The 19,119-nt window shown below is 72.2% G+C and carries 14 protein-coding genes; 3 read left to right on the top strand and 11 right to left on the bottom strand.

From position 1 onward, the window contains the following. Positions 1–47 precede the first annotated feature (47 nt). From AB0D04_RS07880 to AB0D04_RS07855, 6 genes are all read right to left on the bottom strand, one after another. Positions 48–761, bottom strand: coding sequence for a maleylpyruvate isomerase family mycothiol-dependent enzyme (locus tag AB0D04_RS07880; RefSeq protein WP_362700509.1), 714 nt, complete (start codon positions 759–761; stop codon positions 48–50). Then, positions 758–2,029, bottom strand: coding sequence for a pyridoxal phosphate-dependent aminotransferase (locus tag AB0D04_RS07875; RefSeq protein WP_362700508.1), 1,272 nt, complete (start codon positions 2,027–2,029; stop codon positions 758–760). Before AB0D04_RS07875 ends, AB0D04_RS07880 begins: the two co-directional genes overlap by 4 nt. Further along, positions 2,026–3,408 (bottom strand): lysine 2,3-aminomutase, encoded by a 1,383-nt coding sequence (locus AB0D04_RS07870; RefSeq protein ID WP_362700506.1) that lies wholly within the window; start codon positions 3,406–3,408, stop codon positions 2,026–2,028. Before AB0D04_RS07870 ends, AB0D04_RS07875 begins: the two co-directional genes overlap by 4 nt. Further along, positions 3,408–5,084 (bottom strand): carbamoyltransferase C-terminal domain-containing protein, encoded by a 1,677-nt coding sequence (locus AB0D04_RS07865; protein ID WP_362700504.1) that lies wholly within the window; start codon positions 5,082–5,084, stop codon positions 3,408–3,410. The genes AB0D04_RS07870 and AB0D04_RS07865 overlap by 1 nt, the downstream gene beginning before the upstream one ends. Before the next feature lie 30 nt (positions 5,085–5,114). Next, positions 5,115–7,547: an ATP-grasp domain-containing protein gene (locus AB0D04_RS07860; protein WP_362700502.1), complete on the bottom strand. Its 2,433-nt coding sequence runs from the start codon at positions 7,545–7,547 to the stop codon at positions 5,115–5,117. A 210-nt stretch (positions 7,548–7,757) separates the two neighbouring features. Beyond that, complete coding sequence (locus tag AB0D04_RS07855) at positions 7,758–9,020, bottom strand: condensation domain-containing protein (RefSeq protein ID WP_362700501.1); 1,263 nt, start codon at positions 9,018–9,020, stop codon at positions 7,758–7,760. Positions 9,021–9,460: 440 nt separating this feature from the next. Between AB0D04_RS07855 and AB0D04_RS07850 the strand changes: the two genes are divergently transcribed. The 3 genes from AB0D04_RS07850 to AB0D04_RS07840 all read left to right on the top strand — a co-directional run bounded on the left by AB0D04_RS07850 (position 9,461) and on the right by AB0D04_RS07840 (position 13,687). Further along, positions 9,461–11,107 carry an AMP-binding protein gene (locus AB0D04_RS07850; RefSeq protein WP_362700499.1) on the top strand — a complete coding sequence of 549 codons (1,647 nt, stop codon included), beginning with the start codon at positions 9,461–9,463 and terminating at the stop codon, positions 11,105–11,107. 3 nt (positions 11,108–11,110) lie between these two features. Further along, positions 11,111–12,346, top strand: a complete 1,236-nt coding sequence (locus tag AB0D04_RS07845) for an MFS transporter (RefSeq protein ID WP_362700497.1) — start codon at positions 11,111–11,113, stop codon at positions 12,344–12,346. Positions 12,347–12,448: 102 nt separating this feature from the next. Further along, the gene (locus tag AB0D04_RS07840) at positions 12,449–13,687 is read left to right on the top strand and encodes an ATP-grasp domain-containing protein (RefSeq protein WP_362700495.1); all 1,239 of its coding nucleotides are present in this window, start codon (positions 12,449–12,451) and stop codon (positions 13,685–13,687) included. A 27-nt stretch (positions 13,688–13,714) separates the two neighbouring features. On the opposite strand, the gene AB0D04_RS07835 is transcribed toward AB0D04_RS07840, so the two are convergent. The 5 genes from AB0D04_RS07835 to AB0D04_RS07815 form a co-directional block, all read right to left on the bottom strand. Beyond that, complete coding sequence (locus tag AB0D04_RS07835; RefSeq protein WP_362700493.1) at positions 13,715–14,068, bottom strand: hypothetical protein; 354 nt, start codon at positions 14,066–14,068, stop codon at positions 13,715–13,717. A 157-nt stretch (positions 14,069–14,225) separates the two neighbouring features. After that, positions 14,226–14,417: a hypothetical protein gene (locus AB0D04_RS07830; protein WP_362700491.1), complete on the bottom strand. Its 192-nt coding sequence runs from the start codon at positions 14,415–14,417 to the stop codon at positions 14,226–14,228. Between the two features lie 518 nt (positions 14,418–14,935). Continuing rightward, positions 14,936–16,057: a uroporphyrinogen-III C-methyltransferase gene (gene cobA, locus AB0D04_RS07825; RefSeq protein WP_362700489.1), complete on the bottom strand. Its 1,122-nt coding sequence runs from the start codon at positions 16,055–16,057 to the stop codon at positions 14,936–14,938. Between the two features lie 30 nt (positions 16,058–16,087). Continuing rightward, the gene (locus tag AB0D04_RS07820) at positions 16,088–16,834 is read right to left on the bottom strand and encodes an SAM-dependent methyltransferase (RefSeq protein WP_362700487.1); all 747 of its coding nucleotides are present in this window, start codon (positions 16,832–16,834) and stop codon (positions 16,088–16,090) included. 681 nt (positions 16,835–17,515) lie between these two features. Further along, the gene (locus tag AB0D04_RS07815; protein ID WP_362700485.1) at positions 17,516–17,725 is read right to left on the bottom strand and encodes a hypothetical protein; all 210 of its coding nucleotides are present in this window, start codon (positions 17,723–17,725) and stop codon (positions 17,516–17,518) included. Positions 17,726–19,119: the final 1,394 nt, after the last annotated feature.

Here is a 19,119-nt window from a genome sequence, read left to right as displayed (position 1 = left end):
GCGTGGGGGCTGTGCTGAGTGGTAAGGGCGGGGGCGCGGGCCGTCGGTCACAGCCACGGTGGCAGTGCGGGCAGCGGCGCCGTGCCGTCGAGTCCCGTGCCGGTGGACCGTCCGGCGAGCCAGCCAAGCAGGTCGGCGGGGGTGCCGGAGACGACCGGACCGCCCGTGCCGAAGCGGGCGAGGAGTGCTCCTTCGGGGTCGCGGAGGGTGAGGTCCGGCATGCCCTCTGCCTCGGCGTAGTAGCCCAGTACGTCGTCGAGGACGATCTGCCGGGCCGGCGCCGGAATGTCGGCGACGTCGTACCCGATGTCCAGGTCCACGTGGTGCAGGACGAGTTCGCGCACCCGGATCACCAGGATCCGGCAAGGGGTGCAGAGTTCACCGGTGAAGGGCCGGACGGTCGCCCGCCAGGCGGGTTCGGGAAGCTCCTCGATCGTGCGCCGGAAGTGGGCGGCGCTGGTGCGGACGTCCGTCACCAGCGCGGCGGCCGGTCCGCCGGCCCCCGCCTCGATCTCGGCGTCGCGGGCCCGGCGGTCCGGGTACTGCGCGGTCTCGACCCCGGTACGGGCCCACTGAAGCAGCCGCTCCAGCGCCGGGGCCTGGCGCGCCAGATGGCTGAGGACGTGGCCGCGGGTCCAGCCGGGGAGCCGGGACGGGGCCGCGATGTCCCCGTCGTCGAGCCGTGCGAGGCCGTCCAGCAGTCGGTCCGTCGCGGCGTCGATCACTGCGAACGATTCCGGGGTGGGGGGTATTTCCTTCACGATGCTCCCGTCAGCCGGGCGAAGCCCTGGGCGATCCTGGTGAGTTGGCCGGCGATGTGGGGCAGGCGGGTGGGGTCGTCGGCCCCAAGGGCCTGCTCCTGCTGTTGCGCGTCGCCGTACAGCAGACTGGTGGCGGCCTTGAAGCGCAGCGCGTGCGGATCGTCGCCGAGCAGGTGTCCGGCCAGTACGACGATCCCGGAGTCGTCCAGGAGCCGGGCGGCGAGCGATGCCGAGTCCGTCACCCCGCGGGCGGCCAGCCGGTCGCGCAGCGGTGCGAAGTCCGGGTAGACGTAGAACCCGCCGGTGGGCGGGCGGCAGTCGGCGCCCGCTTCGACGGCGAGGCGGTGCACCGCCCTTGCCACCGCGCCGTGCAGCCGGGCACTCCCACGCATCCGTTCCACGATTTCCGGCGGCTCGGCGTAGGCGTACTGCGCGACCTGCTGCATCGGTCCGGCGAGCGTCGACCAGATCTCGCTGGCCGCCGCCACCACGGCGTCCCGCAGCAGCGCCCCGGTGTCGCCCTCGGGGAAGCGGGCCACGCCGATGCGCCACCCGCCGAGCCCGAGCGTCTTGGACAGTCCGCTGGTGACGACGGTGCGCTCGGGTGCCACCTCGGCCGGGCTGAGGAAGGGCGTGGCCCGGGGGTCGTGGACGCTGTCGCGGTAGATCTCGTCCGAGACGATCAGCAGGTCCTCGGTCCGGGCGAGCGCGCACAGGGCGCGGATCACCGAGGGCGGCGCGAGGGTCCCGGTGGGGTTGTCGGGGAGGGTGAGGACCAGCAGCCGGGGGTCGGCGCCCGACGCCCTGGCCCGGCGGATGGTCTCGCTCAGCGCGTCCGGGTCGGGGACGCCGCCGCAGTCGGCGGGGATCGGCACGCCGAAGACCTTCTTGCCCGCGTAGGCCGCCTGCGGGGCGTAGGTGTTCCAGGCGGGTCGGGGCAGCAGCACATCACCGGGGATGACGAGTTGCAGCGCCATCAGCAGGGGTTTGCTGCCGGGCGCGACGATCACCCGGTCGGGTTCCGTGGGCAGCCGCCGGCGGGTGAAGTAGCCGGCCACCGCGCCGCGTACGTCCTCGGCGCCGGCCACCGGGCCGTAGGCGGAGCGGGCGGCGCCGAGCGTCAACTGTTCGGCCAGTTGCGGCAGTACGGGCAGCCGGGCCTCGCCGAACGCGAGGTGGACCAGGGACGCTCCCGCGGCCCGGCGCTCGTCCACCAGCTGGTTGAGCGCCAGGTTCGGGGAGGGCGGGGCCACGGTGACGGAGGTCATGGCGCCTTCTTCTTCGCGCGGTGCGCCCCGTGGGGCGCGCGGTCGGGTGGTGGGGTGCTTGCGGCCGGGGCGGTGCCGCGGACGGCGGCCGCGAGGTCGGCGGGGGTGGCGGGGTCCAGTTCCAGGTCGTCCAGCCAAGCGGCGGTCGGCGAGTAGCGGGCCCGGAACGGCCGGCCGACGAGTGCGGGGTTCCGCGCCTGGAGCATCCGGAGCCGGAAGTACGCCCCCTCGGGTGTCTCCTCGACGCCGTCCACCACGACCTTGCCGGGTGTCGCCGACATGACCGGGCCGCGTACGGTGCGGGCGAGGCCGGGCAGCGTGCGGTACGCCGCGGTGAAGATCTCCACGGCCCGGGCCAGCGGCACCTTGAAGTAGTCGTACGGCCCGGTGTCCCGCTCAACGAACAGGTAGTAGGGCACCGCGCCGACCGCCAGCTCCGCCTGCCACAGCTCGCTCCATGCCCGCGCGTCGTCGTTGACGTGCGCGATCAGCGGCGCCTGGCAGTAGACCACCGCTCCCGTGGCGCGGATGCGGGCCACCGCCTGCCGCGCGAGGTCGGTCGCCAGCTCCCGCGGATGGCTGAAGTGCGCCATCACGGCGAGTTGCCGCCCGGAGGCGACGACACGCTCGAACAGCCGCAGGACGTCGTCGGCGTCGGGGTCGGTGACGAAGCGCTGCGGCCAGTAGGCCACGGACTTGGTGCCGATCCGGATCGTGCGGACCGATGAGACGCCCAGCAGCGGCTCCAGGTGGCTGCGCAGCCGCTCGGTCGACATCACCATCGGGTCGCCGCCGGTGACCAGGACGTCGTGCACTTCGGGGTGTTCGCCCAGGTAGTCGAGGAGTCCGCCGGGGTCGGGGGCGGCGAAGCGCAGATCCGCGTCCCCGATGAACTGCGCCCAGCGGAAGCAGTAGGTGCAGTAGGCGTGGCAGGTCTGGCCCTGGCCGGGGAAGTAGAGCACGGTCTCGCGGTATTTGTGCTGGAGGCCCGGGAGTTGCACGCCGTCCTGGCTGGGCACGTTGAGCTGCTGCTGGCCTGAGGGGTGGGGGTTGAGGCGGCTTCGGATCTCCTGCACGGCCTCGCGCAGCAGCAGTTTGTCGGCGGGGTCGGCGGACAGCTTCGCGAGCTGGTCCTCGTCGGCTTCGGCCAGCATTCCGCGCTGCGGGAAGGTCAGCTGGAAGAGCGGGTCCTCGGGGACCCGGTCCCAGTCGATGAGCTGGGTGAGGACGTAGGAGTTGACGCGGAAGGGCAGCACCAGCGACACCCTGCGCACCGTCTCGCGGATGTCCGCGGGCAGTGAGTGGCGCCGGGCGATCTCGTCGAGGTGGCGCGGGCCGAACGCCCGGAAGCGCGCCGGTTCCGGCAGGCCGGCCGGCATCAGCGGGTGCCTCCCGTCCGGTTCGGTTTGCGGTACAGGTCGTCGCCGAGCACGAGGAAGTCCAGGTCCATGGAGCGGAAGGCCGCCAGCGCGTCGGCCGCGGTGTTGACGATGGGCTCGCCCTTGTCGTTGAAGGAGGTGTTCAGCAGCACCGGTGGCGCGCCGCGCCGCTCCAGGCAGTCCAGGGCCGCGCCCACGGCCGGGGCCTCGTCACCGTGCAGCACCTGCGGGCGGGTGGTGCCGTCGATGTGGACGACGCCGGGGGCGACGCGGCGGCCGAGCGCGGTGGCCTTGGCCGCGCCCAGCATGTAGCGGCTCAAGTGCTCCTGCTGTTCCCACAGTTGGGCGCCGTAGCCGGGTCGGGTCACGCCGGCGAAGGGGCGCCACTGCTCGCGGTTCTTGACGGTGTTCACCCGGGTGTTGACGTCCGCGGTGTTCGGTACGGCGATGATCGACCGGCGGCACAGGGCCCGCGGGCCCACCTCGGAGCGGCCCTGGGCCACCGCGCCGATGCGGCCGTCCAGCAGCAGGGTGGTCAGCTCGTCGATGTCCAGGTCGGTCCGGATCAGGTCCGAGGTGTCCGGCGCGGCCGCGCCGTGGGCGCCGCCGTGATGGATGTCCGTGCCCAGGTAGGGGCTCAGCGGTCCGGTGTGCTTCGTGGGCGGGCGTACGGTCCATGCGGCGCCCAGGGCGACGCCGGCGTCGTGCGGCACCGGTGGGACGTACAGCGGGCCGGGCAGGGTGCCGTTGGTGCTGCAGTTGAGGGCGACGCCGCCGCTGAGGCACAGCTGGTCGACGCCGGACGCCTTGCGGGTCAGCGCGACGAGGTGGGTGACGGTCTGCTCGATGAGGCGCTGCGCGGTGTAGGCGACGAGGATCGCGTGGGGGTCCTCGGTGAGCCGTTCCTCGGGTGCGGTCGGGCCGTCGGCTCCGGCGATCTTCGTGTAGCGCTCCCGCCAGCGGCCGACGACGGTGTCGTAGTGCTCCTTGATCTCGTCGGCGGTGGCGCTCCCCCGGCTCTCGGTGAGCGGCTCGACGGCGAGGCGGAAGTCGTCGGCCGCGAGGTCCACGAGGGGTTCGACCTCGAGGTGCGCGGCGCGTCCGTAGGCGGCCAGGCCCATCGTCTTGCCGGCGTTGAGGAAGGAGAAGCCGAGCCAGGTGGAGGCGGCGTCGTAGGCGTAGCCGAGCGAGGCGGTGCGCTGCCAGGTGTGTTCCAGGCGGGGCGCGGCGCCGTCCTCGTACGTCCAGATGGTGGAGGACTCGTTCTCGCCGTGGCCGTCGACGACCAGCACGCCGGCCTTGCTGAAGGGCGAGGCGTAGAAGGAGGAGGCGGCGTGCGCCTGGTGGTGGGGGACGCGGACGACCTCGGGGGTGCGGTCGCCGAAGTCCAGTCCGACGGCGTACGCGAGGAAGTCGGCGTCGCCTGCGAAGCGGCGCGGGTAGAGCTGCTCGCTGTCCCAGCCGAGGGCGACCACATCGATGTCGGCGGCGCTGATGCCGGCCTGCTCCAGGCAGAAGCGGGCGGCACCGAGCGGTTTGCGGTAGAGCGAGTGGCGGTGCCGGTTGCAGCGCTCCTCCTCGGTGAAGGCGACGATCTCGCCGTTCTCGTCGATGAGGCAGGCGGCGCTGTCGTGCCAGCCGGTGGGGGGCGCGTTGACACCAAGGATCCACGTCATGGGTATCTCTCTTCGTCTGCGGACGGGCGGTCAGGGAAGCGGGGTGAGGGTGTGGCGGACGGCGCGCTGGGCGCGGCCGAGCGTGGCGGCGCAGTCCTCGGGGGTGTCGCCGACGGCCACCAGTGCGGCGAGCCGTGGCACGATGCCGCGGGGCGGCAGCAGGAGCCGGGTGCCGGGGGCGGCGAGCGGTACGGCCTCGACGATGCCGGGCTCGGCCGCGGCGGCGGCCAGGTCCAGGGAGCGCACGGTGCCGTCGGAGTCGGGGTAGACGAAGCGGACCTCGGCGCAGCGGTCGCGGTCGGGGGTGAGGTGCGGGGTGCGGCCGAGTGCGATGTCGGCGGCCGCCGCGACCGGGTCGACCCCGGTGGCGAGGGTGCCGAGCAGCGGGATGAAGTCGCCCCCGAGCCGGCCGTTGACCTCGACGATGCGTGGGCCGGTGGGCGTCAGGCGCAGCTCGGTGTGGGTGAGGCCGGTGCGGATGCCCAGGGCGGTGTGGGCGTCGGTGACGACGGCCTGCATCTCGTCGGCCCAGGGCTCGTGGCGCCAGGGGGCGACCAGATGGCCGACCTCCTCGAAGTACGGCGCGAAGCCCAGGCGCTTGTGTGCGACGTTCACGATCCGAACCGTGCCGTCGAACACGGCGCAGTCCACGCTGATTTCGGCTCCGGACAGATACTCCTCCACGATCACCCCGGCCAGTCCGTGGATGCCGGGGAAGGAGGAGCCGAGCGCCTGCTCGTAGGCGCGGGAGACGTCTTCGGGGTTGGCGGCGAGGGTGACGCCGATGCTCCCGGCGAGGGCTCGGGGTTTGACCACGACCGGCCGGCCGAGCGCCTCGGCCGCGGCCAGCGCCTCCTCGCGGGTGTGGACCTGGCGGAATTGCGCCGAGGGCACCCGGGCGGCGGCGAGCAGTCGGCGGGTGGCGAGCTTGTCGCGGCAGCGGCGGGCGGCCTCGGGGCTCATATGGGGCAGGCCCAGTCGGCGGGCGACCTCGGCGGTGGTCTCCAGGAGCGTCTCGTCCCAGGTCAGTACGGCTCCCGGGCCGCGGTGCCCGGCGAGCAGCGCGGCGACGGCGCGGGTGGTGGCGGCGGGGTCTGCGGTGTCCGCGAGGCGGAACCGGTCGGCCACGTAGGGGCGTTGCCAGTCGATGTCCGAGCTCTGGACCAGCGCGGTGGTGACCCGGTCGGCGAGGGAGGCCAGCGCATAGGCGCGGTAGGGCGGATTGCCGCAGCCCACCACGACGAGCCTGCCGGGAGCCTGGGGATCGACGGGGGTGCACTCCAGCGCGGCGTCCCGCATCGTGCGGCGGACGGCGGCCTCGATCTCGGCGCTGTCGGCGCCGCGGAAGCGGAATCTCGCCCCGGCGTGTTCGTAGCCGCCGCCGCTGAGCACGGCGCCGGTTTCCGGGAGGACTTCAGCGTAGGGCCCGTCTCCCCGGTGCGAGGTGACCGTGCGCACCCGGCAGGGCGTCGGCGCCGTGGGCGGCACCAGCAGCCAGCCCGCCACCTGCGCCGGGCCGGTGGCGGACCGGGCCGAGCGGTCCTCGGTGCCGGTCTGGTGGGCGACGGCCGCGGCCATCAGATCGATGCCGTGCACCTCACGCCAGGTGAACGGCACTTCGGCGCCGCCCGGCCGGGCTCCGATCTCCAGGACGGTCAGCTCGCCGGTGTCGCTCGCGAAGAGTTCCAGGTGGAAGACCGAGGGACCGGTGAAGAGCGCCGCGGTGGCGGCGGCGGTGATCTCGCCGATCCGTGACAGGAGTGCGCCGTCGTCGATCTCGACCGAGCCGAGGGCGGTGCCGGCGGTGAATTCCAGGCAGGTGTTGAGGTAGCGCGAGGCCCGCCAGGCCCCGAGCCCGTCGCCGGTGAAGACACCGTCGACGTGCAGGACCTGGTGCGGCAGCCATGCCTGGACGAGCATCTCGGCGTCCCGGGGGAAGTCGTAGGCCCGGATCGCCGCCTGGGTGTCCAGCCGGGTGATGCCCGCGCTGGCGGTGCCGCGCCTCGGTTTGACGAGCACCGGCCGGCCGTGCCGGGCGGCGAAGGCGGCAACCGAGTCGTGGTCCGGGGCGGCGGCCGTCGTCGGCACCGCGACGCCCACGGCTTCGAGCCGCTGCGCCATCAGCAGTTTGTCGCGCAGCGGCAGCAGGTCCGCGCTGCGCTGTCCCGGCAGGTCGAACTCGCCGCGCAGTTCGGCCGCCAGATCGAGGTCCGTCTCCTGCAGGGCGACGATCCGGGTCGGCGGCCCGACCTGTGCGACCAGCGCGTCGAGGGCTGCGCGGACCGACTTGGCGTTCTCGGTGCTGTCCACCAGCCGTACCGCTGCGGCCTGTTCGGCCGGCAGGTGGCGGGCGGCGCGTTCGGTGGTGAGGTAGCTGACGCGGTGCGCCGCGTGGTCGAGGTAGGCGGCGTAGTCGGCGTACCGGTCGGTCCAGCGGTGGATGATCACGACATGTTCGGGCACGGGCGGCCTCCTGGGAGGGGACGAGCACGGGGAAGCGGTCGGTCCGCGGGCGGCGGCCGGGCGGATCGGCGCGGCGGAGTCTTCAGGCGGGCCTGCGCCTCCGGGGGCGAGCGCCGCAGAAGTCCGGCAGGACTTCGCGGCCGGTGGGGGGGCACAAGTGGGTGGGCGAGGTGTGGCCTCCGTGGCGGCGGGCCGGGCGGGGCTGCTCGTTCAGCGGCCCTCGGCCGCGGACAGCAGGCTCTCGTGCATGTCCCACAGCAGTGCGGCGCACCGTTCACGGCCGAGGTCCTTGGCGGTGAGGCGGACGGTGAGGGCGTCCTCGCTCTCCAGGGCGCGGGCGTAACATCGCGGACCGATGGTGGTGAAGGGCTCCTCCCAGGTGACGGTGGGCGGACGGCCGGGCACCGGCTCCCGGCGGGGTGCGGCGTCCAGTGGTGCGGGGTCCGGTACGGCCACGTAGTTGAAGGCGCAGGCCGGTTCGGCGGCGGCGGGCAGCTCGGCGCGCAGCGCCGCGACGGCGGTGACGTCGTGCATGCCGTGGCGGAAGGCGCCGAGGCCGCTCCAGTGCACGGCGGCGGCCAGTTCGACCAGGTCGTCCTTGCGGGCGTCCTCGATGAGCGCCGGTACCCACTGGTTCATCGACGTCACCAGGTTCTTCCAGCGGCCGGCGAAGCGGTTGGCGCTCATCAGTTGCACCAGCAGCGCGTCGGTGCCGCACATCCGGGCGACGCCGCGGGCGTAGGCGGCCAGGACGACGCTGGCGACGGAGACCCGCGCGCGTTCGGCGAGGGTGTGCGCGGCGGGGCGGGCGGCTGTGGAGTGCAGCGTGCCCTGGACGACGTCGTCGACCGCGTCGGCGGGGCGCGGCAGGGCTGCCATGGGTGCGCGGCCCAGCAGTTGCTTCCAGTGGTCGAGCGCCGCTGATTGCCGGTGGAGCCCGGCGGCGGAGTGCTGTTCGGCGGCGAGGTCGGCGGGTCCGGGCGGCGGTGGTCCCAGCCCTTCGGGGTCGGTGAGCGCCTGCCGGAATTCCTGGTAAAGCAGCTCTTGGGCCCAGGCGTCCGCGGCGATGTGGTGCTTGACGAAGAGCAGGTGTGCGGGGACACCCGACCGGGTCAACAGCCGGGCCCGCCAGCCGTGTTGGCCGCCGAGGTCGAACGGTTCGGTGGCCAGTGCGGCGGCGAGGTCCGCGGGTTCGGCGGTTTCGTCCTCGAGGGTCGGCAGCGCGTCGTCCCAGTCGGTGTCGGGCGGCAACTGACCGGGGACGTCGGGGTCCCGGAGGTCGTAACGCGTCCGCAGTGACGGGTGGCGGGCGGCGATGGCGCGCACCGCCGTGCGCACCTGCTGCGCGTCGACGCCCCGCGGCAGGGGCCAGGTCGCCGCGTTGTTCGGCTCGTGCCGGCGGGCGGCCGGCAGGCTTCGGATGTCGTGCCATACCGAGAGCTGTCCCAGCGACAGCGGATCTGCCTCGGACATACGCCCCCCCATTGACACACTTCCATTATGCGGAATATGAATTCCATGCAGAGCTGACGCTGCCACAATCCGCCGAAGTCTGTCCAGAACCAGCCATCGCCGGACGCCCCCACTCCCCCGCGAGCCTGAACCCCCCATAACGGCAACCCCCTTACGGGGAGGCGCCGAAAACGCACCCGGCAGCCACTCCGCGACGGAAACCCGAAGTCGGCAAAAGTGACCCACCTCACATCCCATCGCCATGGCGGCCATGAGAGCCTGAGTGCCACTTCCCGGAACTACCTTTCCGCGTAACGGAAGTTCGGAAGGGGGCGGTGGTCGCAGCGACCGACGGCCGGGCACCCGCACGGGACGACCGCCGCGCCCCGAGCCATGGCCGCGCAGCCCGCCCGGCCCGCCCCGGATCACCGTTCTCGAACACCACGAGGGGTCTTTGCCACGTGAGTCAGCAGCTGCCCGCCCCGGCCGATTCCGTCAGGGAATTCCTCCACGAGTTCCTGCTCGACCCCGCCCGCCACTCCCCCGACGCCCCCGCCGTCGTCGAGTCCACGCAACCCGGCAGGATCACCACCACGACGTACGCGGAACTCGGCGCCCTCGTGGACGTCTACGCCGCCGGTCTCGACGCCCTCGGCATCGAGACCGGCGCCCGGGTGATCCTGGAGTCCGACACCACCGCCCACTCCCTCGCGCTGCTGCTCGCCTGCTCCCGGGCGGGCCTCACCTTCATCCCGGTGAGCCCCGAAATGCCGCACCAGCGGCTGCTGTCCATCATTGCCACCGCCCGGCCGGCCCTCCATCTCCAGACCCGGGACGGCACCCGCACGGACCTCCCGCACCCCGTGGGAACCGCCCGGTTCGGCCCCACCGGACTGAGCGTCGAGCGGGCCCCCGAGCGACACAGGCCCCGGCGCCGGGCGCCCTGCGCCACCGACCCCGCGTACATCATCTTCACCTCCGGCACCACGGGTCGTCCCAAGGGCGTCGTGATGAGTCACCGTGCGGTGATCGCCTTCTACCGGGGCATGCTGGCGCACCGCATCGCCACACCCGAGGACCGCATCGCCAGCACCTCCCCCCTGCACTTCGACTTCTCCCTGCTCAACATCGGCCTGGCACTGGGCAGCGGCGCCAGCGTGGTGCCGGTCCCGCAAGACCTGGTGCGCTGGCCCCGGCATCTGCTGCGGGTGCTGCGGGAGACCGGGGCCACCCAGGTCAACGGCGTACCGTCGATCTGGCGCCAGACGCTGCGCTACGAGCCCGAGCGGCTGGCCGCCCTCGACCGGCTGCGCGGCATCCTCTTCTGCGGCGAGGAGTTCCCGCTGCCCGAACTGCGCAGACTCCAGCAGCTCCGGCCCGACGCCCGCATCATCAACTGCTACGGCGCCACCGAGTCGATGGCCTGCTCCTTCAAGGACGTGCCCAACCCCCTGCCCGACACCGTGGAGAGGCTCTCCATCGGGATCGCGCACCCCGGCGCGGAGATCCTCCTCGTCGACGAGACCGGCAACGTCGTGACGGAACCCGGCGTGCTCGGCGAGATCCATCTGCGCAGCCCCGCGCTGTTCTCCGGATACTGGGACGATCCCGCCGCCACCCGGTCGGCGCTGGTGCCCGACCCGCTGTGCCCGCAGTCCGGCCGGCTCGTCCTGCGCACCGGGGACCTGGCGGTCCAGCGGGAGGACGGCGAGTTCTCCTTCTGCGGCCGGACCGATTCCCAGGTGCAGATCAACGGCAACCGCGTCGAACTGGGCGAGGTGGCACGGCAGTTGACGGATTTCCCCGGCGCCACCGCCGCGACCGCCATGGCCCTGCCGCGGCCCGACGGCGGCGTGCAGCTGACCGCCTTCGTCGTCCTCGCGGCGGACCGGGCCGGGACGGACCCGGCCGAGCTCCGCGACTTCTGCGCACGCACCCTGCCCGCGTACATGGTTCCCCAGGACATCGAGCTGCTGGACCGGCTGCCCACGACCGCGAACGGCAAGGTCGACCGCGCCCTCCTGGCGGACATGGCGGGGGCGGACCGGCCGGGCGCGGCGCCGGCCGGGCCCCGCGGCCGCGTCCGCCGACCGACCCCGGAGAAGTGAGCCTTGAGCGGAATCGACACGCCCCGCACGCAGACCGGTGAGCACCCCCGGAGCCGGCTACGCACCTCCGTCCAGGTACGGGTGGGCGGGCTGCCCGGCGCATTCTGGGTGCTGTGGGGCGGATCACTGGTCAACCGGCTGGGCTCCATGGTCAATCCGTTCCTGAGCCTCTATCTGACGGCGGTCAGAGGCGTCTCGCTCGCCGACACCGGAATCGTGCTCGCCGTCGTCGGCGTCGGTTCGGTCCTGTCCCAACCGCTCGGCGGCTTCCTCGCCGACCGCTTCGGCCGCCGGGTGGCGCTGACCGGCGGGATGCTGGCGAACGGCGCGACACTCCTCGCCCTCGGCCACGCCCAGAGCCTCACCGTGCTCGTCGGGTGCTGCTTCGTGCTCGGCATCACGATCGACCTCTTCCGCCCCGCTGCCCAGGCGCTGGTCGCCGACGCCGTGCCGGACGCCGACCGGACCCGCGCCTACGGCCTCCTGTTGTGGGCCGTCAACCTCGGGTTCTCGGTCGCCATGGTGATGGGCGGCTTCCTCGCGTCGCACGGGTTCCAGCTGATCTTCTGGCTGGACGCCGGGGCCTGCACGGCCTTCGGGGTGCTGGTGTGGCTGGCCATCCCGGAAACCCGCCCGGCCGTCCGGGAGGCGACCGCGGGCGGCTATCGCACCGTGCTGCGCGACCGCGTGATGCTGGCATTCGCCGGGATCATCGTGGTCTACGCGATCGTCTTCCAACAGGCCTTCGCCACCCTGCCGCTGGCGATGAAAGCCGCCGCACTGCCCAACAGCGCCTACGGAATCGTCATGGGGATCAACGGCATCGTCGTCATCGCGATGCAGCCGCTGATCGGCCACCGGCTCACCGCCCTCGACAAGAGCCGGGTACTCGCCACCGGCTTCGCCGTCGCCGCCTGCGGCAACGCGCTGGCGGCCACCGCCTCGGCGACGGCGGGATACGCCCTGGCCGTCGCGGTGTCGACGCTGGGGGAGATCCTGGTCTTCGCCACCACCGCGGCCGTCGTCGCCGCCCTCGCCCCGGCCTCCCTGCGCGGCCGCTACAACGGCCTGATCGGAATGGCCTGGGGCACCGGCTTCCTGATCGCGCCGGTCATGGGCACCCGCCTCCTCGACACCGGCTCCACGCCCCTGTGGCTGAGCTGCGCCGCCCTGTGCCTCGTCGCCTCTCTCGGGCAGCTGTCCCTGGCTCCGTCGCTCCGCCGGCGCGCGGCGGGATGAGCCCGGGAGCGGGGAAAGAGCCGCCGACGCCCCAACCCACCCACCGGCCCGGCCACCGGCCCGCCGCGCACCGGAAGAAGCCCCCAACGTGAAGAGAGTCCAGTGAAGAAAGTCCTGTTGATCGAGGCCGATGTCGCCGCGGGCGAGGACCTGCTGACCGCCGCCGCGGAGCTCGGCCTGGAAGCCTATGTGGCCACCCACAAGGAGCTGTACCTGCGCTACCGGCCCGAGTTGCGGACGAAGATCGCCGCCCCCGTCTTCACCGACTTCCGCAACCCCGCGGCCGCCCTGGACGAACTGGCCGCCTTCTGCCGCAGGACCGGCATGGACGCCGTCGTCGCCTGCTGGGAGTTCCTCTCCCCGCTCGCCACCCGGCTGGCGGCCGAGCTGGGCCTGCCCGGCCACCGCCCCGAACTCGCCGACGCCTGCCGCAACAAACGGCTGATGGCCGAGGCGTTCGCGGCCCACGGCGTGCCCTGCCCCCGCACCGTAGTCGCGGCCGATCATCCCTCCCTCGCCCGGCGGATCGCGGAGGCCGGGCTGGCCTACCCCCTGGTCGTCAAGCCCGCCGAGAACGCGGCCTCGATCGGGGTGTCCGTCGTCCGGTCGCCGGAGGAACTGTCCCGCGCGGCGCTGCTCGCCCAGTCCCAGACCCACAAGTTCCCGCACGGCATCGTGCTGGACACCACCCTGCTGGCACAGGAGTACGTGGACGGGGACGAGTTCAGCGTCGAGACGATCGTCACCGACGGCGAGGCGCACCACCTGACCCTCACCGAAAAGTTCACCGCCCAGGGCACCAGCCGCGCCGAGCTGGGCCATACCGTGCCGGCCCAGCTGCCCCCGCGCCTGAGCGCGGCCGTCCGTGCCGCCGCCACCGAAGCCCTCGCCGCGCTCGGGTTGCGCAACGGCATCGCACACACCGAGGTGAAGGTCGACCCGCAGGGACAGCCGAAGATCATCGAGGTGGGCGCCAGGCCCCCTGGTGACCACATCATGGGGCTGGTCAAGGACGCCCTCGGCATCGACGTCGCGCGCGCCTACCTCCAGGCCACGCTGGGTGAACGCCCCGACCTGGCCCCGGAGCGCGCGACGGCCGCCGCCATCCGCTTCCTCACCGCTCCGCAGGCCGGCACCCTCCGGTGGATCAGCGACCTCCCTCAAGGTGAGCACATCGTCGCCACCACCCTGTCGAAACTGCCCGGCGACGAAGTCGGCAGCCCGGACGACAACATGGGGCGCATCGGTCAGATCATGCTGCGGGCGGCCACTGCCGCGGAGGTCAACACGGCAGCCGCGGCGGCCCTGCGCTCCCTCACCGTGGAGATGGCCACGCCGTAGCGAGCGGCGCTCTGCCGCGGTGTTCGCTCAACGGAACGCGTCGGCATGGTCGCTCACCCCTGCACGGAACGTGCGCGCCGGCGTTCCGGTGATCTCTTGCACCGTGGAGGTGATCACGTCCGATTGCGGCCGCGTTTCGGCGCTGGCCAACAGGGCTTCCACCAGGGCGGGCGGCCGACCGTCAGCGAGCATCTGCTCGCGTGCGGCCTGTACGGGGACCTTCTCGAAGCGCAACGGCCGGCCGATCGCCTCCCCGATCGCGTGCACCTGCTGGGCCCTGCTCAGTATCTGAGGCTCCGTCAGGATGCGCTTCACGCCCGCATGTCCGTCATCGGTCACCGCGCGTACCGCCACGGCCGCGAGATCGCGCTCGTGGATCACCGCCGTGGGGGCGATGTCGGGACCGCGGACGACGCCCGCGCTGCGGATCTGCTCGGCCCATCCCCGCGCGTTGGAGGCGCTCGTGTTCGACCGCAGGACGGTCCACGCCGCTCAACGGGTCCGGCAGGAGCACCTGTTCACGTCTGCTCGCCGGCCTCTACGACCCGCAGGAGGGCTCAGTCCCCAGAGCGATCACCCCCCGGCCCACCTCGGCGATGGCACTCTCCACGTCGGTGAGGGACACGTCGGTGTTCTCCCGCACGTACAGCTCGGTGAGACGGCGTGCCGGGATGATCTCACCGTGCGCGGCGCGGACCGCGGGATGGGAGCGGCATCTGTCCCAGTACATGCGCGAGCCCGGGATGATGCCGGGGCGGCGACGGACACGATAGTGATGGCGTCCTGATAGGTCTCGGCCAAGGAGAGCCAGTTGTCGACCTCGCTGCGCAGAAGCTCCGGGGTGGTGCCGGGCAGGCCCATGATGCCCGAGACGTGAAGCTTGTAGCCCAGCTTCCGAGCCAGCCCCAGCGCCTCATGGACCCGGTCCGGGCCCTTGTTGATGCCCTTTGAGTCTCCCTTGCCCGGACCACTGGTTACGGGAGAAGCCCAGCGTGGAGTCGCCGGCCGCGTACACGTTCGCGCCGAGCTCGCCGACCACACTCTCCAGCACGGGGACGGCATCCTGGGCCCGGGTAGTCTTGGGCGTCAGGCCCTGGATCGAGCAGTGCTTGCAGCGGCGCCCAACACTCGACGCCGACACACCGCGCTCGCAGGCCAGCCCCCGATCAGCCGACTGTCACCAAAGTCATGACCGACTACACCTAGGCGCGGGAGCGCGCCGCGTGTGCGCGCGCCCGCGGTCTCAGGTCACGAACTCAGGCAGGGCTCCGGCTGCGCCACCACGTTCGGCACCTTTAGCCCAGCGGTGGGGCCGATGACGAATACTGCGGGTGGTGTGACGTCATGAGTACGGCAGTCCTCAGCGAGGTCGGCCAGGGTGGACGTCAGCACTCGCTGGAAGCGGGTGGCGGCATCCTGGACGACGAGAGCGGGCGTGGTCGCATCCCGGCCCGCGCGCATCAACAACTCCGTGGTCCTCGCAACATGGGTGACTCCCATGAGGATCACCAGCGTGCCCTTGCGCTGCCCCAGTGCGGACCAGTCCACGAGACTGCGCTCCTGATCCGGTACCAAGTGACCTGACACGATGGTCACTTCCTGGGTCATGCCCCGGTACGTCACCGGAATCCCGGCCAGCGCCGGTGCGGCAAGCGCGCTGCTCACGCCCGGCACCACGGTCACCGGCACGCCGGCCTCGGCGCAAGCGGTCACCTCCTCGAAACCACACCCGAAGACGTACGGGTCCCCGCCCTTCAGCCGAACCACGAACTGCCCGGCGCGGGCGCGGTCCACCAGTAGTTCGTTGAGCTGCTCCTGTGCGGTGGTCCGGCTGTAGGGCAGCTTGGCCGCATCGATGATCTCGACCTCCGGTCGCAGATCGGCCAGCAACTCCAGCGGCGCCAGACGGTCGACGAGCACCGTGTCGGCGGCCCTGAGCAGGTCCCGGCCCCGCACGGTGATCAGGTCCGGATCCCCCGGCCCCGCCCCGATCAGGGCCACGCCGGGCCCCGGGTGGTCCGGCGCCGGAGTCCTGATGGCTTCGGTGGCCGTGCGGGTGCAGAACACCCGCTGCTTCTCGGCGGCTTCAGCGATGGCCGCATCGTCGCCCCGGGTGGAGGCGATGGCGTACCAGGCGTACGCCAGATCGTTCAGCTGCCAGGAACGGGCGTGCCACCGCAGCCGTCCCGCCTTCGCCATCGCCTCGATTGCGGGGCACACAGCAGGTGCCACGACGGTGATCTCCGCACCGGTACCGAGCAAACGCGCCAGATGCCGCAGCACCGTGGCCTCGCCCCCGAAGACGACCACCCGACGCCCGGCCAGATCGAGCTCGGTCGAATACGTACGTACATCCTGAGGACCGGCCATGGGAAAGAGCTACTCCTGTCTGTGTTCTGATCAGGCGGACCAGTCGCGAGCGGCGGAATGCAGGACGCTGTCCGGAAAGCCCTCGGCTTCGAGGGTCCGGCCGACGAGCAGCGTCGCCAGCCTCGCCACCCCGGCCGCCCGCACATCGCCTGCGACACAGGAGAGCGTCGAGCGCACGACCGTCTCCCCGGGCTGACTCGCCAGCGCCACGGCAGCCGCCGGACAGTCCCCGCCGTAGTGCGGGAGCAGGTCCGCGACCACGTCCTCCAGGTGATTGATCACGAGGTAGACCGCCAGCGTCGCCCCGGTCCGCGCGAAGTTCGCCAGCGTCTCGCCAGGAGGCATGGACCCCGACCGCGAGCGGGCGCGCGTGATGATCAGGCTCTGCCCCACCCCCGGCACGGTCAGCTCCCGCCCGAGCACCGCCGCCGACGCCGCGAACGCGGACACGCCCGGCACCATCTCGTGCGGCACACCGGCCTTGTCCAGCACCCGCATCTGCTCAGCGACGGTGCTGTAGAGGGACGGATCCCCCGAGCACAGCCGCGCGACATCGACCCCCTTCTCGTGCGCCTCGAGGATCCGCGCCATGACCTCGTCCAGGGTCAGGCTTGCCGTGTCGACGCGCGTCGCGTCCGGGGGACAGTGCGCGAGCAGTCCGACCGGCGTCATGCTCCCTGGATAGAGACAGACGCCACAGCGGCCGAGAACCTCCCGGCCACGGATAGTGATCAGATCCGCCGCCCCGGGCCCGGCACCGATGAAGTAGACGGTCAATCGAGCGCTCTCCCCTGCATTGCCTCGTGCGTAGGTGCACTTCGGCCTGATACTTGACAGGGGCTCCGTCCGGGGAACTCAAGTCGCTGCTGTCTCGCTCCAAAGAGTGGATCTCACACGAAAGCCGCCGAAGGGCGGTGCCCCCGCCCGCACCGTCGCCGACATCGCCGCCGGCGCCCCTCCGTACGGCGTCAGGGACGTCGCCGGTCAGCCGAGTAGGGGCAGGCCGCTGCGGCGGGCTTACCCGTGCGACAGCCGCTCGCGGGTCACAGGGTGATCCGGAGGAAACACCCTTGGGCACTTCGAGGAGATCGCCGCCGGCAGGCAACAGGTGCCGTGTGCCGCTGTGACGGCGGATCCCGCTTTCCTGGCGCAGGACGACGAGTTGCCGGTACCACGGGTCCGCGACATCGGGCGGTGGGCCCGGTGCGGCTCACCCCGCGACGGGAACAGGTCCACTGACTGCTCGTCGGTGAGCAACCGTCCCTGCTCGTCCCAGTCCCGGATCGCCAGGCTCCCCTTCGCCGCACAGACATCGTCAGCCGCCGCATACGGCAATGTCGGCCTCCACGACCACAACCAGGTCTTGAAGGCCGACGACACACAGGACCCTGAATTACCCCACGACGGCTCGGGGTGGTGCCGGGGCCCGGTGGATGAGCACCGTGCTACAGCGGTATCTCAGCCCTGGATCGGGCCCAGGGGGATGTCGGAGACCGTGAGGCTGACGGACTTCACGGAGCCGCCGGTCAGGATCGGGATGCCATTGGGGCCCGGGGCGAACGTGGCGGTCAGGCCGTCCACGGAGCCACTGACGGAGAGACCACCCGCGACGCTGTCGAGGTCGTCGTCGGCTATCTCACGGGTCTCAATGCGGGACGTGTTGCTCATGAAGTTGAGCGTCCTTCCTCGGTGGTGGGTCGCAATGCGTGGCGCACTGCAGCGGAACCCACGGACGGCGTTGACGCTAACCGTGGCCGATGAAATTCCGCTGAAATCGCTGGTGGGCATGGTGCGTGTATCGACGTGGCGCAGGCTGCGGTGCTGAATACTCGCGGGGCGTGGGAGGGACCGGGCAGGGTGGGCAGGATCGGGCAGGTGCTGTGTCCGGTCCGGTGCAGGCCGGGGGCGCGGGCTTGGGTGCGAGCAGAGCGGCAGATTGCCGCCCGTCGCGGTATCCAGGCCCGCAGCAAGCCTCACGCCTCCTCGTTCCGGCGCCCGTCCCGCGGCAGCGTGAGCGTCGCGTCAGCGGTCAGTACGAGCCCGGCCGCCGCGATCAGCATGTCGACCGCATGCCGGCCTGGAACGTGTCCGCCCCGCCAGCAGCGCCCCGAAGACCACCACCGCGATCGCTCCGCCGACCTGGGCGGCCGGTGTTGAGCACCGCGGCGGCGGTGCCTGCCCGGTCCGCGGTAGCGCGTCGAGCAGCATCGCGGTCAGCGGTTCGGGCAGCGGAACCAGTCGCCGGACTGCCTTTGGGCGAGTGCGGCGACGACGGCCACGCCCAGGCCCGTCTGAACCACCCCGCTGGGGATTCCCTGGCCCAATGCCCCTGCGCCGAAGGGGACCGTGAGCGAAGCAAGGACCATCGCGGTCACCTTGGCCCCCGGACCCGCTTTGCCGAAGAGCAGCGCGCAGACTACGAGCCCTATGACCGGGAACGCCGCCCCGACCGCGGCACCGCCCCGTCCGCCTCGGCGCCCGCGAGCACCCCGACGGCGACAGCGGCGACCAGGACGAGCGCGACGGCCACATACGCCATAACCCGCGTGGCACGCACCGCCCCCGGCATCACCGCGTTCGCCGACGCTGGTCAGGCGGCGAGTGGATGGGGCTGCTGCCCGCCGGGCTGATGCGACATCGGAGGCACAGCAGACCTCGAGTCGAACGGGCCTGGCTGCGCGCCTGGAGTGGTCATCGGGGCATCCCAGAGTTGTCGGGACGGATACTCGTGGGCCGGCGCAAGTAGTGCTCGTGCGTCGGCTCGTCGTCTACGCCGGTTGCTTGCGGTGTGGCGGTGTCCTGGCCCCCGCCCCCTGCTGCACTTCGGCCACCGCTGCACTTCGGCCACCGCACCCGCACCGTCGCCGATGGCCTCCCCACGCCGTCGAGAACGGCCAGCCGGAGCACAGCAAGACCGCGTCGAACACCACGCTCCAGGCCCGTCCCCGAACGCAGAACCCCCCGCCGGAGCCAGCCGACGGGGGTTCCTCACCTCTCACTTGCTATCACAGTCGCCCCTGTACCGGGGGGCTGCGGGTGCGGGCCGCAGCAGGTTGAAGAGC

The sequence above is a fragment of the Streptomyces sp. NPDC048483 genome, assembly GCF_040651455.1.
In the GTDB taxonomy this organism is placed as follows: Bacteria; Actinomycetota; Actinomycetes; order Streptomycetales; family Streptomycetaceae; genus Streptomyces.
The sequence above is the reverse complement of the archived record's forward strand: the minus strand, read 5'-3'. Positions and strand labels throughout refer to the sequence as shown.